The organism is Pseudomonas sp. KH_050, assembly GCF_057838875.1.
In genome coordinates, this window is the sequence record NZ_CM174478.1 from 649,847 (window position 1) to 663,607 (window position 13,761).

At 60.2% G+C, this 13,761-nt stretch carries 13 protein-coding genes; 3 read left to right on the forward strand and 10 right to left on the reverse strand.

The features are described from left to right. Nucleotides 1–29: 29 nt before the first annotated feature. The 5 genes from AC3IUA_RS02970 to leuS all read right to left on the reverse strand — a co-directional run bounded on the left by AC3IUA_RS02970 (nt 30) and on the right by leuS (nt 6,053). The gene (locus tag AC3IUA_RS02970; protein ID WP_489359040.1) at nt 30–1,352 is read right to left on the reverse strand and encodes a lytic murein transglycosylase; all 1,323 of its coding nucleotides are present in this window, start codon (nt 1,350–1,352) and stop codon (nt 30–32) included. A gap of 62 nt (nt 1,353–1,414) precedes the next feature. Next, the gene (arfA, locus tag AC3IUA_RS02975; protein ID WP_489359042.1) at nt 1,415–1,579 is read right to left on the reverse strand and encodes an alternative ribosome rescue factor ArfA; all 165 of its coding nucleotides are present in this window, start codon (nt 1,577–1,579) and stop codon (nt 1,415–1,417) included. A gap of 94 nt (nt 1,580–1,673) precedes the next feature. After that, nucleotides 1,674–2,711, reverse strand: a complete 1,038-nt coding sequence (gene holA, locus AC3IUA_RS02980) for a DNA polymerase III subunit delta (RefSeq protein WP_489359043.1) — start codon at nt 2,709–2,711, stop codon at nt 1,674–1,676. A 39-nt stretch (nt 2,712–2,750) separates the two neighbouring features. Then, nucleotides 2,751–3,356, reverse strand: coding sequence for an LPS-assembly lipoprotein LptE (locus AC3IUA_RS02985; RefSeq protein WP_489359044.1), 606 nt, complete (start codon nt 3,354–3,356; stop codon nt 2,751–2,753). Between the two features lie 90 nt (nt 3,357–3,446). Continuing rightward, complete coding sequence (leuS, locus tag AC3IUA_RS02990) at nt 3,447–6,053, reverse strand: leucine--tRNA ligase (protein WP_489359045.1); 2,607 nt, start codon at nt 6,051–6,053, stop codon at nt 3,447–3,449. Between the two features lie 270 nt (nt 6,054–6,323). Here leuS and AC3IUA_RS02995 point away from each other — a divergent pair, with 270 nt between their 5' ends. Both AC3IUA_RS02995 and AC3IUA_RS03000 read left to right on the forward strand, forming a co-directional pair. Beyond that, entirely contained in the window at nt 6,324–6,644 is a 321-nt protein-coding gene (locus tag AC3IUA_RS02995; protein ID WP_489359046.1) for a hypothetical protein, read from the forward strand. A gap of 128 nt (nt 6,645–6,772) precedes the next feature. After that, the gene (locus tag AC3IUA_RS03000) at nt 6,773–7,534 is read left to right on the forward strand and encodes a YdcF family protein (RefSeq protein WP_489359047.1); all 762 of its coding nucleotides are present in this window, start codon (nt 6,773–6,775) and stop codon (nt 7,532–7,534) included. A 67-nt stretch (nt 7,535–7,601) separates the two neighbouring features. Here the strand turns inward: AC3IUA_RS03000 and lnt are convergent, their stop codons facing one another. The 5 genes from lnt to miaB all read right to left on the reverse strand — a co-directional run bounded on the left by lnt (nt 7,602) and on the right by miaB (nt 13,081). Continuing rightward, nucleotides 7,602–9,125 carry an apolipoprotein N-acyltransferase gene (gene lnt / locus AC3IUA_RS03005; RefSeq protein ID WP_489359048.1) on the reverse strand — a complete coding sequence of 508 codons (1,524 nt, stop codon included), beginning with the start codon at nt 9,123–9,125 and terminating at the stop codon, nt 7,602–7,604. 8 nt (nt 9,126–9,133) lie between these two features. Then, a complete protein-coding gene (locus AC3IUA_RS03010) occupies nt 9,134–9,973 on the reverse strand; it encodes a CorC family transporter (protein ID WP_489359049.1) in 840 nt (279 codons plus the stop codon). Between the two features lie 5 nt (nt 9,974–9,978). After that, nucleotides 9,979–10,473, reverse strand: coding sequence for an rRNA maturation RNase YbeY (gene ybeY / locus AC3IUA_RS03015; protein WP_489359050.1), 495 nt, complete (start codon nt 10,471–10,473; stop codon nt 9,979–9,981). Next, nucleotides 10,466–11,485 carry a PhoH family protein gene (locus AC3IUA_RS03020; protein WP_489359051.1) on the reverse strand — a complete coding sequence of 340 codons (1,020 nt, stop codon included), beginning with the start codon at nt 11,483–11,485 and terminating at the stop codon, nt 10,466–10,468. The genes ybeY and AC3IUA_RS03020 overlap by 8 nt, the downstream gene beginning before the upstream one ends. 267 nt (nt 11,486–11,752) lie before the next feature. After that, entirely contained in the window at nt 11,753–13,081 is a 1,329-nt protein-coding gene (gene miaB, locus AC3IUA_RS03025; RefSeq protein ID WP_489359052.1) for a tRNA (N6-isopentenyl adenosine(37)-C2)-methylthiotransferase MiaB, read from the reverse strand. A 134-nt stretch (nt 13,082–13,215) separates the two neighbouring features. On the opposite strand from miaB, the gene AC3IUA_RS03030 reads away from it, so the two are divergent. Beyond that, complete coding sequence (locus tag AC3IUA_RS03030; RefSeq protein WP_419116665.1) at nt 13,216–13,542, forward strand: DUF1820 family protein; 327 nt, start codon at nt 13,216–13,218, stop codon at nt 13,540–13,542. Nucleotides 13,543–13,761 lie beyond the last annotated feature (219 nt).

A 13,761-nucleotide genomic window follows, 5' to 3' on the forward strand; every position in this document is an offset into this window, starting at 1 on the left:
TAGGAGCTGCCGCAGGCTGCGATCTTTGCCTAGCGGCTACGCAGGCTTTCCAGCAACTTATGCGTCGGATAACCATCCGCCGGCCAGCCAAACGACTGCTGCGCAGCACGTATCGCCTTGCGAGTGTTGGCGCCGATGATGCCGTCGGCAGTGCCGGCATCGTAGTTGTTCATGCTGAGCAGGCTTTGCAGTTCGATCCGCTCGGAACGGCTCAACGGCAGGTCATCCTTGGGCCATTCACCGCTGATCAGGCCGGCACCGCTGAAGCGCTCGGACAACAGACTGACGGCCAAGGCATAGGACGACGAGTTGTTGTACTTGAGAATCGCCCGGAAATTATCGAGGATCAGGAATGCCGGGCCCCGATAACCGGCCGGCAGCAACAGGGCCGCGGACAGTTGTCCGGAACCGGCCGGTACACTCGTACCCGCAGGCAGCTTGAGCCCTAGCTGCATCCACTCGGCGACGGACTTGCGAATCGAGCCATCGGCCAGCGCATAGTCGAAACCGCTCGCCAGTTGCACCTCGAAGCCCCAGGGCTGACCTTTCTGCCAGCCGGAGCTTTGCAGGTAGTGAGCGGTCGAGGCCAGGGCATCGGCCGGGCTACCCCAGATATCGCGCCTTCCATCGCCATCGAAGTCCACCGCGTGGGTGTTGTAGGTGGTCGGAATAAACTGGGTCTGCCCCATGGCGCCAGCCCAGGAGCCGAGCATCTTCTCGGGCTCGATATCACCTTGCTGCAGAATCTGCAGGGCGGCCAGCAATTGGGCGTGGGCAAAGCCTGGGCGCCGGCCTTCGTAGGCCAGGGTGGCCAGCGAGCGGATCACCGATTTGTCGCCCTGGAAACTGCCGAAGTTGCTTTCCATGCCCCATACCGCTACCAGCGCCTGGCGATCAACGCCATAACGCTGTTCGATGCTTTGCAGGGTGTCGGCGTATTCGTAGAGCAGCCCCTGGCCTTTGCGGACCCGCGTGGCAGACAGCGCGCCATCGAGGTATTCCCATACCGGACGGGCAAACTCCGGTTGGCTGCGGTCGGCGCGGATCACGCTCATGTCCGGTGTAACCCCGGCAAACGCGCGATCGAACAGGCTTGGGCTGATGCCGGCGACCAGGGCGTCCTGGCGAAAGGCGGTCTGCCATTCATTGAACGACTGCGTCGGCTGGATTTCCAGGTTCTCGCCAGTCGGGACGACGGGAGCAATCACGGCGGGCGCGGGGACCACAGCAACGTTCTGAAGCGGTTGGGCGTCGGCGGCGGTGGGTTTTTCCGCGCAGGCGACTAACAGAATAAGGCTGGAGGCAGCGATCAATTGGCGTAGATGCCAACGACGGGAAAGACAAAAGGGCATGCACAGGTCCAGAAAATACGAATCAGGTGCCGACCTTAACATGTTGAGGGATTGCTTGCTTTTCAGGCGGTCTGAAAGTAAGAAGCCTCCCAGCTTTTAGACTGGAAGGCTTCGCGGCGGTAGCTGCCTTTGCCTTTGCCTGGTTGTTCCTGACGGCTACGGAACAGAGGCTGGGCGATAATGGATTTGGCCTTGTTGGGGCCATGGGTAGATGGCTTTTTGCTCATGATGGGATCTCGCTCGTGGGTGGGTTTTGCGCTGCCGATCATCGGACAAAGCGGGGAGTCTGTCCAGACCCTGCGATGCGTAGGAAATATCCGATCATTCCGCCGGCAATGCCAACCGCTGTCCGGCCATCAACAGCGACAAACGGCTAAGGCTCATCCAGGGCGAGCCCGCCGCCTGACCTTTGATCTGTGCGTCGATACGCTGAGCATCGAGCAGCAGTTGCCCCCAACGCTGCGCCGAGTGGCGCTGCAGGGCTTTGCTCATCAGCGGCTTGCGCTTGTCCCAGACCGGTGGTCGGGCCTGGCTGAAGGCTTTGTCCAGTGGAATGCCCTGGCTGTATTGCAGCGACAGGTTGGCCAGCAAGCGCAGTTCCCGAGCCAGCGCCCAGAGAATCACCGGCGGTTCGACGCCTTCGCCGCGCAGGCCCTCGAGCATACGCAAGGCGTGGGCGGCTTCGCCGTTGAGAATCGCATCCACCAGGCCGAATACATCAAAGCGCGCACTGTCAGCAACAGCTGCTTGCACCGTCTCGACGGTGATCTGACCGCCTTCTGCCATCAGTTTGAGTTTTTCGATTTCCTGAGCGGCCGCCAGCAGGTTGCCTTCCACGCGCGCCGCAATCAATTCGACGGCGTCCTGGCTGGCGCTAAGGCCGGCCTGGGACAGGCGTTGACGAATCCATTGCGGCAACTGGTTGGCGTCCACCGGCCAAATCTGCAAGAACTGGGTGTGCTGACCTTCGATCAGGGCCTTGCCCCACTTGGTCTTCTGCGCACTGCCGTCGAGTTTGGGCAGGCTGATCAGCAGCAGGGTGTCTTCAGGGGGGCGTGAGCAGTATTCGATGAACGCCGCGGCGCCTTTGTCACCGGGCTTGCCGGAAGGCAGGCGCAGCTCCAGCAAGCGTTTTTCGGCGAACAGCGACATGCTGGCGCCCGCTTGCAGCAGCGTGCCCCAATCGAAGCTGGCGTCGGCGCTGAACACCTGGCGCTCATCGAAGCCTTGCTGGCGGGCGGCGGCACGGATGGCGTCGGCAGCTTCCTGGCACAGCAGCGGATCATCACCGCTGATGATGTACACAGGCGCAAGGTTGCCTTGCAGGTGTTTGGCGAGTTGGGCGGGGGCGAGTTTCATAGGAGAAGGCGAACGGGGCGCTTGAGCGCCCCGTAAGGCTTACTGGTTCTGCAGCTGCAGAGGCGACTGGCGAGGCGTTTGCGCTTCAGCCTCTTGTGCCGCTCTCAGGGCGTCGGCCTCGGCCTTGGCTCTGGCATCGGCGGTTTGCTGCAGTTGATCCAGTTGAGCCGGGCTCAGCTGCTGCAGACGCAGCATCATCCGTTGCACGAGGTCGCGACGCAATTCCTGGCGCACTTGGGCGGCTTCCTGGTCAGAACCTATCAGGTTGTTACCATCGTGGAGGAAGACCTTCTGCACCTGCAATGTGTCACTGAGCAGCGGCAGGTTGTCGTGGCCCTGGATTTCGTAATACAGCACGGTGGTCAGCTCATACTCGGCCGAGCGTCCTGCGCCGGCATAACTGAGGCTGCGCTGGGATTCCTGTTCATTGGTCAGCGTCAGCTTGTACGGCGCGCCGGCATAGACTTTGACGCCGCTGCCTTGCAATACCTGACGCAGCTGCGTGACGGTCTCGCCGTAGGCGTTACGGGCACTCAGGTCGAGCTCTCTGATAGCGAGATCGGTAGTGCCGGTGCCGCGCAGCTGGAAGCCGCAGGCGCTCAGCAGTACTGCGAGGCCCATAACCAGCAGATTGCGTTTGATCATCTTGATGCTCCCCTTGAAACCATGTGGGCCGACATCGCGGCCCTGGAGGTTTTTTTCGGCGTCAGATCCGGGGCCTGGCGCCTGATCCAATTAGCTAGCGACGATATTGACCAGCTTGCCAGGCACTACGATCACCTTGCGAATAGTCAGGCCTTCGGTGAAGCGCAGTACGTTTTCATTGGTCCGTGCTGCAGCTTCCACCTCTTCGCGGCTGGCGCTGGCGGGCATTTCGATGTGACCGCGCAGCTTGCCATTCACTTGAATGACCAGCTGCAGGCTGTCCTGCACCAAGGCATTTTCGTCCAGTGCCGGCCAGTTGGCATCGATGACCGCGCCTTTGTGACCCAGTTGGTGCCACAGCTCATGGCTGATATGCGGAGTGATCGGCGCCAACAGCAAGGCAACGGTTTCCAGGCCTTCGTGCAACAGCGCGCGGTCCTGGCCAGTGGCTTGCGGAGCTTTTTCCAGCACGTTCATCAGCGTCATCACCTGGGCAATGGCGGTGTTGAATTTGTGATGCTGGCCGACATCCTGGCTGGCTTGCTTGATCGCCAGGTGGATCGCCCGGCGAATGACCTTTTGTTCGTCGTTCAGCGAAGCGAGGTCCAATGCGCCCGACAGGCCCTGGCTGACGTGGGTTTGCGCCAGGCGCCAGACGCGCTTGAGGAAGCGATGGGAGCCTTCGACGCCGGAGTCGGACCACTCCAGGCTCATGTCCGGCGGCGAGGCGAACATCATGAACAGTCGGCAGGTATCGGCACCGTACTGGTCGATCATCGATTGCGGGTCAACGCCGTTGTTCTTCGACTTGGCCATCTTCTCGGTGCCACCGATTTCCACCGGCAGACCGTCGCTGATCAGCTTGGCGCCGATGATTTTGGCCTTGCTGTCGCGTTCCAGTTCGACATCCGCCGGGTTGAACCAGGTCAGGCTGCCGTTGGCTTCGCGACGGTAGTAAGTCTCGGCGATCACCATGCCTTGGGTCAGCAGGTTCTTGAACGGCTCGTTGGAGCTGACCAGGCCTTCGTCACGCATCAGCTTGTGGAAGAAGCGTGCATAGAGCAGGTGAAGAATCGCGTGTTCGATACCGCCGATGTACTGATCGACGGGCAACCAGTGGTTGGCCGCGGCCGGATCGACCAGGCCACCCTCGTAATGTGGCGAGGCGTAGCGGGCGTAGTACCAGGACGACTCGACAAAGGTGTCCATGGTGTCGGTTTCGCGCTTGGCCGGCTTGCCGCATTTCGGGCAGCTGCATTCGTAGAACCCGGGCATGCGCGCCAATGGCGAACCGGCGCCATCGGGTACGACGTCTTCGGGCAGCACCACTGGCAGTTGGTCTTCCGGCACCGGCACGTCACCGCAGCTGTCGCAGTGGACGATCGGGATCGGGCAGCCCCAGTAGCGCTGACGGCTGATACCCCAGTCGCGCAGACGGAACTGGGTGCGGGAAGCGCCAAGGTTTTTCTTGATCAGCGCCACTTCGATCGCATCGAAAGCGCCAGAGAAGTCCAGGCCGTCGAACTCGCCGGAGTTGATCAGCTGGCCATACTCGCCGTAGGCATCCTGCCACGGAGCAGGCGTTTCATCGCCGGCGCTGGTGCGCACTACAGGTTTGATCGGCAGGTTGTACTTGTTGGCGAATTCGAAATCGCGCTCGTCGTGCGCCGGTACGGCCATTACCGCGCCGTCGCCGTAGTGCATGAGCACATAGTTGGCGACCCACACGGGCAGTTTTTCACCGGTCAACGGGTGCTCTACGAACAGCGAAGTCGGCAGGCCTTTCTTCTCTTGAGTGGCGACGTCGGCTTCCGCCACGCTGCCGCCTTTGCATTCGGCAATGAAGGCTTGCAGCTCAGGGTGGTCTTTTGCTGCCAGGGTCGCCAGATGGTGTTCGGCGGCCACTGCGACGTAGGTCGCGCCCATCAGGGTGTCCGGACGGGTGGTGAAGACTTTCAGTACGCCGGCTTCGCCAATGGAGGCCTGGTCGTAAGGGAACTGCACTTCCATGCCACGGGATTTGCCAATCCAGTTACGTTGCATGGTTTTGACTTGCTCGGGCCAGCCCGGCAAATCGTCGAGACTCTCCAGCAGTTCATCCGCGTAGGCGGTGATCTTGAAGTAGTACATCGGGATTTCGCGCTTCTCGATCAGCGCGCCGGAACGCCAGCCGCGGCCGTCGATCACCTGTTCGTTGGCCAGAACGGTCTGGTCCACCGGGTCCCAGTTGACGGTGCCGTTCTTGCGGTAGATCACGCCTTTTTCGAACAGGCGAGTGAACAGCCATTGTTCCCAGCGGTAGTAATCGGGCTTGCAGGTGGTCACCTCGCGGGACCAGTCCACCGCCAGGCCCAGGCTGCGCAGCTGGGTTTTCATGTAGGCGATGTTTTCGTAGGTCCACTTGGCGGGCGCTACGTTGTTTTTCATCGCGGCGTTTTCCGCCGGCATGCCAAAGGCGTCCCAACCCATGGGTTGCAGGACGTTTTTGCCTTGCATGCGCTGGTAGCGGGAGATCACGTCGCCGATGGTGTAGTTGCGCACGTGCCCCATGTGTAGCTTGCCGCTGGGGTAAGGGAACATCGACAGGCAGTAGAAAGTCTCCTTGCCTGGCTGTTCACTGACTTCAAAGGACTTTTGCTCGTCCCAGAATGACTGGGCGGCGGCTTCGATTTCACGGGGCTGATATTGTTCGTGCATGGCTACTTTTGAACTGAATAGGGGTGGCCTAATCCTCTTCAATGCGACGCTGGACGGTGATGACGCCAAATCTGGCGTTTTCGGTGCCCAGTCGAGCTGGAAGTGGAGTTACAGGAAGCGCCGTAGCATACATGACCGCGCTCTGCCGTGGGAAACCCTGATTGTACCAGCGGGCCTGCGCGGGCCGTTGGTCGCGGCATCAGGCCTGTTGCTTCAGCGAGACTAAGCTCTTAAAGGGGGAGTGAGTCTTATCTTCAATGAGGTGAGCGGATGGTTGAGTCGCAGCGAAAAGTAACAAAACCCGAGCTGTACGAACGGCTGATAGACCGTCTGGGTCTGGCCTTGGATGCGGCAAAAACGGCAGGTCGGTTACGCGATGAACGTCCTGTCGAGTTGGAGTTACGTGGTTTGAGTCACGCTGAGTTCGAGTTGATCAAGGCCTATCTGGACCGTAGTGAACGTGAAGCGCATTCCAACGTATTGGAAGCTATCAAACATAAAGAAGCGCCACGTTCGGCCAAGATCATCTGGTTGCGGGACAAGGCAGTCAGCGGGGACGCGGTAAAGGTCCGGTCCCTCCAATTCAAGTAAGTATATGCAGCCCTTTCGGGCACTCTGCATGACATCAAAAATCAAAGGCTTTCGAAGGAAATGCCTTCAGCAACTATTGTTGCATAGCTTCAACCCCCTTAGGCTTCGAGCATCTATGGAGATGCTCGATGCCTTTTCGCTATTTCGTCAAACAACTGCTTTTGCCTCCCGGCATTTTATTGCTGCTGCTTTTGTTCGCCTGGTGGTTTCGTCGCTCCCGGCCACGTCTGGCGAGGCTGTGCTTTGTACTGGGGGTGGGTGGCTTCTGGCTGATGAGCCTGCCGATTGTCGTCGAGTGGAGCGCCCATGCGCTGGAGCGTGAACCGCCGCTGGCCCGTAGCGAATGGGCGACGCTGGCCGAGCGCGCGGATGCGATTGTGTTGTTGGGCTCGGGTCGGGAGCGCGGCGATCCGGCCTGGGGCACTGATCAACCGACCGGTATCGGATTGGAGCGCGAGCGCTATGCGGCTCGCCTGGCCAAGGCCTCGGGACTGCCGGTGTTGACCAGTGGCGGTTTGCATTATGGAACACCGCCCACCGAGGCGGCGCTGATGGCCGAGTCGCTGCTGGACGATTTTGGCGTGACGGTCCGGTGGCAGGAAGGGCGCAGCCGCACGACCTGGGAGAACGCTCGGTTCACCGCCGAAGTGCTTCAGCCATTGGGCATCAAGCGAGTGGTGGTGGTCACTCAGGCGGCGCACACGCCGCGCTCGGTATGGAGTTTCGAGCGGGCAGGTTTCACTGTTGTCGCGGCGCCGGTAGGTTTTTTAGGCGGGGATAACGCCCGGCCACTGGGTGGCTGGATGCCAGAGTTCAAGTCGATCTGGCAATCGGGGCAGTTGCTGAATGAGGCGGTGGGGCAGGTCGGGTATTCGTTGTTTTACCGTTAAATCAAAGGATCGCAGCCTCGCGTTGCTCGACAGCTCCTACGCGAGGCTGCGATCTTTTGCGGCACCCCTAAACCGTCTTGGCCATTCGGCTGGCCAGCAGCGCCCAGCCAAACAGCAGCACACAGACAATGATCAGCGGCCACGAGCGCCATTGCAGGTAGGGCGTCAGGTTGTGCATCGGCACCACTTCGCCGTAGAGAATCCCACGCTGGAACTGTGGGATCTGCACGGTGATCTTGCCGAACGGGTCGATCAAGCCTGTGACGCCGTTATTGGTGGCACGAATCATCCAGCGTCCGGCTTCCAGCGCGCGCATCTGGGCCATCTGCAAGTGTTGCAGCGGGCCGATGGAGGTGCCGAACCAGGTATCGTTGCTGATGGTCAGCAGCAGGTCGCTGCGGGCCGAAAGGCTGGCGGCGAACTCCGGGTAAACCACTTCATAGCAGATGAACGGCGCAATCTGGTAGCCCTTGGCTTGCAGCAATGGCTGATCGGCCGGACCGCGTGCGAAGTCCGACATCGGCAAGTCGAAAAAGGCGATCAGTCCGCGCAGCAGATCCTGCAGCGGTACGTATTCGCCAAACGGCACCAGTTTCTGTTTCAGGTAAGTGCCATCGCCTTCGCCGACCACGGTGATGCCATTGAAATAGCGTTTTTCCTTATGTACCACCTGGCGGATCGGTACCCCGGTGATCAGTGCGGAATCGCGCTCTGCGGCGAAGTTGCCGAGCATGCTCAGGTAGCCTTCGGCCGATTCTTTCAACACCGGGATCGCCGTCTCTGGCCAGATCAGCAAGTCGACACGCTTGGAGCTGAAACTCATGTCGCGGTAGAGCGCCAGTTGCGAGTTCAACTGCTCCGGGTCCCACTTCATGTTTTGTTCGATATTGCCCTGGATCGCCGCGACGGATAGCGGGTCGCCGGAGGGGCTGGTCCAGGCGTGGCCCTTGAGTGCCAGGCCAATGCCCCAGGGCGCGACCAACAACAGCAGACCTGCGGCGACGAACGACTTGCGTCCGCTGCGAACCAGTCGCGGCAAGTTGTACAGCAGCGCCGCAGTCAGGGCCAGGGTGAAGGAAATCAGCCACATGCCACCCAGTGGTGCGAGGCCCGCGAGAGGCCCGTCGAGCTGGCTGTAACCGGAGTACAGCCAGGGGAAGCCAGTGAGAAACCAGCCGCGGAAGGCTTCCTGGGCCAGCCATAGGGCGGCAAAGGCCAGGGCGTCGGCCAGGGGCGCTTCGTTGCGCCGCAGCCAGCGTGCCCAAATCCAGGCGGGCAGGGCAAAGAACCAGGCGATGGCGGCAAAGAAGGCAAACATCAGCAGGCCGGCGAGCAAGGCCGAAGCGCCGCCGTAGGTGTGGATGCTGACGTAGATCCAGCTGGTGCCGGAGGCAAACAGGCCGAAGCCATAGCACCAGCCACGACCCAGCGCCTGGCGTGGGGTCAGATCGCGCAAGCCGGCGTAGAAGATCCCCAGTGCGAGCAGCGCCAGTGGCCAGATATTGTACGGTGCCAGTGTCAGGGTAGTGAGCGCACCGGCCGCCACGGCCAGCAGATTACCGGGCCAGCCGGGACGGGTTAAGCGCAGCATGTCGATCCTTAACGGGATATGGGTGTCAGGCGCAGCAGGTGAATCCGCCGGCTATCGGCGTTCAGGATGCGGAAGCGATAGGGACCGATCTCGGTGATTTCGTTACGTTTGGGCAGGTGCCCGAACGCGCTCATCACCAGGCCGCCGACCGTGTCGAATTCATCGTCGGAGAACTCGCTGCTGAAGAACTCGTTGAAGTTCTCGATCGGAGTCAGTGCCTTGATCAGGAAGTCACCGCTGGGCAGTGGCTTGATGTAGCTGTCTTCCTCGACGTCGTGTTCGTCTTCGATGTCGCCGACTATCTGTTCCAGTACGTCTTCAATGGTTACCAGACCCGCCACACCGCCGTATTCGTCGATGACGATGGCCATATGGTTATGGTTGGCGCGGAATTCGCGCAGCAACACGTTCAGGCGCTTGGACTCGGGGACAAAGGTCGCCGGACGCAGTAAATCCCTGACGTTGAAGCAGTCACCGTTTTCCTTGAGGATCAGCGGTAGCAAATCCTTGGCCAGCAGGACGCCCATGACGTCGTCGTGGCTTTCACCGATCACCGGGTAGCGCGAGTGCGCGGAATCGATGACCGCCGGTAGAAATTCGCGGGGTGTCTGAGTCGCCTTGATGCTGATCATCTGCGAGCGCGGAACCATGATGTCCCGTACTTGCAGGTCCGCGACCTGGATGGCGCCTTCGACGATGGCCAGCGCTTCGCTGTCCAGCAATTTGTTCTGATGGGCTTCGCGCAGCAGCTCCAGAAGCTCCTGACGGTTTTTCGGCTCGTGGGCAAAAGCTTGGGTGAGTTTACCCAGCCAGGACTTTTGCCCGTTGCTCGATCGATCTTCGCTCATAGCGATTACTCTGAATCCTTTGTTGTATCAGTGGGTGAGGAATCGGTTTCGTCGTCCGCATAAGGGTCGGGATGACCCAGCTCGGCAAGCAACGTTCGTTCCAGTGCTTCCATTTCTTCGGCTTCATCGTCATCTATGTGGTCGTAACCCAGCAGATGCAAGCAGCCGTGAATGACCAGATGTGCCCAGTGTGCGTCGAGTGCCTTGCCTTGTTCGGCGGCTTCGCGCTCGACTACCGGTACGCAGATCACCAGATCGCCGAGCAGCGGGATGTCCAGCAATTCATCGGGCACATCGGCCGGGAAGGACAGCACGTTGGTGGCGTAATCCTTATGCCGCCAGGTGTGGTTCAGTTCACGGCCTTCGGGTTCGTCGACCAGGCGAATGGTCAGTTCCGAGTCGGCAGTGCGCTGGCGCAGGGCCAGTTCGCACCAGTGGCGGAATTCGGCTTCGCTGGGAGCGGGCATTTGGCTTTCAAGTTGCAGATCAAGCTCAAGCATCGCGGCGAGTGTCCCTGGCGGTAGAGAGCCGGGTCGATTCGTCGTCGACGCGATTCTCGAAGCGCTCGTAGGCTTCGACAATCTGCTGCACCAATGGATGGCGCACCACGTCCTTGGGCATGAAGTGCGTGAAGCTGATGCCTGGCACACCCTTGAGCACATCGATCACATGGGACAGCCCCGAGCGCGTGCCTTTTGGCAAGTCGACCTGGGTGATGTCACCGGTGATGACGGCTGTGGAGCCGAAGCCGATCCGCGTCAGAAACATTTTCATCTGCTCGACGGTGGTGTTCTGGCTTTCGTCGAGGATGATGAAGCTGTTGTTCAGCGTTCGTCCGCGCATATAGGCCAGCGGCGCGATCTCGATGACCTGACGTTCGATCAGTTTGGCGACGTGTTCGAAACCGAGCATTTCGTACAGTGCGTCATACAGCGGGCGCAGGTACGGATCGACTTTCTGTGCCAGGTCACCGGGCAGGAAGCCGAGCTTTTCGCCGGCTTCAACCGCTGGGCGCACCAGCAGGATGCGGCGGACTTGCTCACGCTCCAATGCGTCTACCGCACAGGCAACCGCCAGATAGGTCTTGCCGGTACCGGCGGGGCCGATGCCGAAGTTGATATCGTTACCGAGAATTTCCTTCACGTAGCGCTGCTGATTCAAGCCGCGAGGGCGAATCATGCCTTTTTTGGTGCGCAATGCGACGGCGGGCTCGGCGGCCAGGTGGCTGTCCAGTTCTTCCACGGCCGATTCCTGCAGGAACAGGTGAACCACGTCCGGCGACAGCTCGGTACTTTTGGTTTCCCGATACAGGCGGCGCAGAAGGTTTTCCGCGGAGGTGGTGTGTTTGGGTTCGCCAATCAGCTCGAACTGGTTTCCGCGGTTGCGGATTTCGATCGCCAGGCGTTGTTCGATCAAGCGCAAATGCTCGTCGAGCTGCCCGCACAGATTGGCGAAACGGCGAGCCTCAAAGGGCTCGAGGATAAAGCGATGTGGTTCGATGGGTGCGTTCAAGGTCGTTTTTAGCCGCCCTGGGGCAATTAAGATGAAATCAAGGATAGCGCCAGTGGGCCGGGTGCGAAAGCTCTTAAACAACTTGCTGTGTTTCGACGATACACCTGTGGCGAGGGGGCTTGCCCCCGCTGGAGCGCGAAGCGGTCCCAAATGGAGCGCCGCATGCTTTCAGGTGGACCGAGTTCGACGGTTTTACGACTGCTGCGCCCGAGCGCGGACCGGCCGGCGGGGGCAAGCCCCCTCGCCACAGAAAGCCCGTGCCGACATTTATTGCAGCAAAGAACCGCGCAGCGAGTGCGGTTGTGCGGCATCGATATGCACGTCGGCGAATTGTCCGATCAGTTGCGGATTGTCGCAGCGGAAGTTGACGATACGATTATTCTCGGTCCGCCCCTGCAATTCGCCCGGGTCTTTCTTCGAATAATCGGTCACCAGAATGCGCTGGATCGAGCCGACCATTTGTCGGCTGATCTCAAAGCCTTGCTGGTTGAGTCGATGTTGCAAAGCATTCAGGCGTTCTTTTTTCAGTTCTTCCGGTGTTTCGTCGGGCAAATCGGCTGCCGGGGTGCCCGGGCGCTGGCTGTAGACGAAGGAGTAGGAAAAGTCGAAGCCGACGTCTTCGATCAGTTTCATGGTCTGCTGGAAGTCTTTTTCGGTCTCGCCGGGGAAGCCGACGATGAAGTCCGAGCTGATGCAGATCCCCGGTACCGCGGCTCGCAGCTTGCGCAGCTTGGACTTGTATTCCAGTGCCGTGTGATTGCGCTTCATCGCTGCCAGAATACGATCCGAGCCCGATTGCACCGGCAAATGCAGGTGTTTGACCAGTTCCGGTACTTCGGCGTGGGCCTGGATCAGGCTGTCGGAGAATTCCAGCGGGTGCGAGGTGGTGTAGCGGATGCGCTCGATGCCGTCGACGGCGGCAACCACCCGGATCAGCTCGGCGAGGTCCGCCAGGCGACCATCATGGGTCTGGCCGCGGTAGCCGTTGACGTTCTGGCCGAGCAGGGTGACTTCGCGCACACCGTTTTCAGCCAGGTGAATGATTTCCGCGAGCACATCGTCGAACGGTCGGCTGACTTCTTCACCGCGAGTGTAAGGCACCACGCAGAACGTGCAGTACTTGCTGCAACCTTCCATGACCGAGACGTAGGCGCTCGGGCCATCGATGCGCGGTTCCGGCAGGTGGTCGAATTTTTCGATTTCCGGGAACGAGACGTCGACCTGCGGCAGCTTGGTCAGGCGCGCGGCGTCGATCATTTCCGGCAGGCGGTGCAAGGTTTGCGGGCCGAACACCACGTCGACATACGGCGCGCGGTCGCGGATCGCCGCGCCTTCCTGGCTGGCCACGCAACCGCCGACGGCGATTACCATGTCCGGGTTGGCCAGTTTCAATTCGCGCCAACGGCCGAGCTGGGAGTACACCCGATCCTGCGCGCGTTCGCGGATCGAACAGGTGTTGAGCAGGATGACGTCCGCGTCTTCGGCGCGGGCGGTGACTTCCAGGGCCTGATGTTCACCCAGCAGATCAACCATGCGCGAGCTGTCGTACTCGTTCATCTGGCAACCGTGGGTTTCGATGTAAAGCTTCTTGGCCATGGAGGGGTCATCAAGTGATTCAAAGAACCGCGCATTATAGTGGTCATCACCCGAGGTTCCTAGCGTTGTGCATCGGGTAGCTATGCTATAGTTCGCGACCTCATATATATCCCCCGATTTGTTGCCCTCCCACCATGACCAAACGTGAAGCTCCAATCTACAAGGTGATTTTCCTCAACCAAGGCCAGGTGTTCGAAATGTACGCCAAGCAGATCTATCAAAGCGATCTGTGGGGTTTCCTGGAAGTGGAAGAGTTCGTCTTTGGCGAGCGCACACAGCTGGTTGTCGACCCCGGCGAAGAAAAGCTCAAGGCGCAATTCGAAGGCGTGGTCCGCAGTTTTGTGCCGATGCATTCGATCGTGCGCATCGACGAAGTCGAGCGACTGGGTACACCGAAGATCACCGAAGCCCGCGGTATGAGCAATGTCATGCCGTTCCCGATGCCGATGCCGGAAAAGTAACGCTCAGTACTTTGTGGTGAGCGGGGCTCTCTGTGGCAAGGGCGCTTTCTGTGGCGAGGGGGCTTGCCCCCGCTGGAGCGCGAAGCGGTCCTGAAACCTGCGACCGATTTTTATCTGGCACCGCATTAACCGATTTTACGACTGCTGCGCAGCCGAACGGGGCGATGCGGCGTTCCGACAAGCCCCCTCGCCACAAAAGCTCACCAGGCTTTCGGCCAG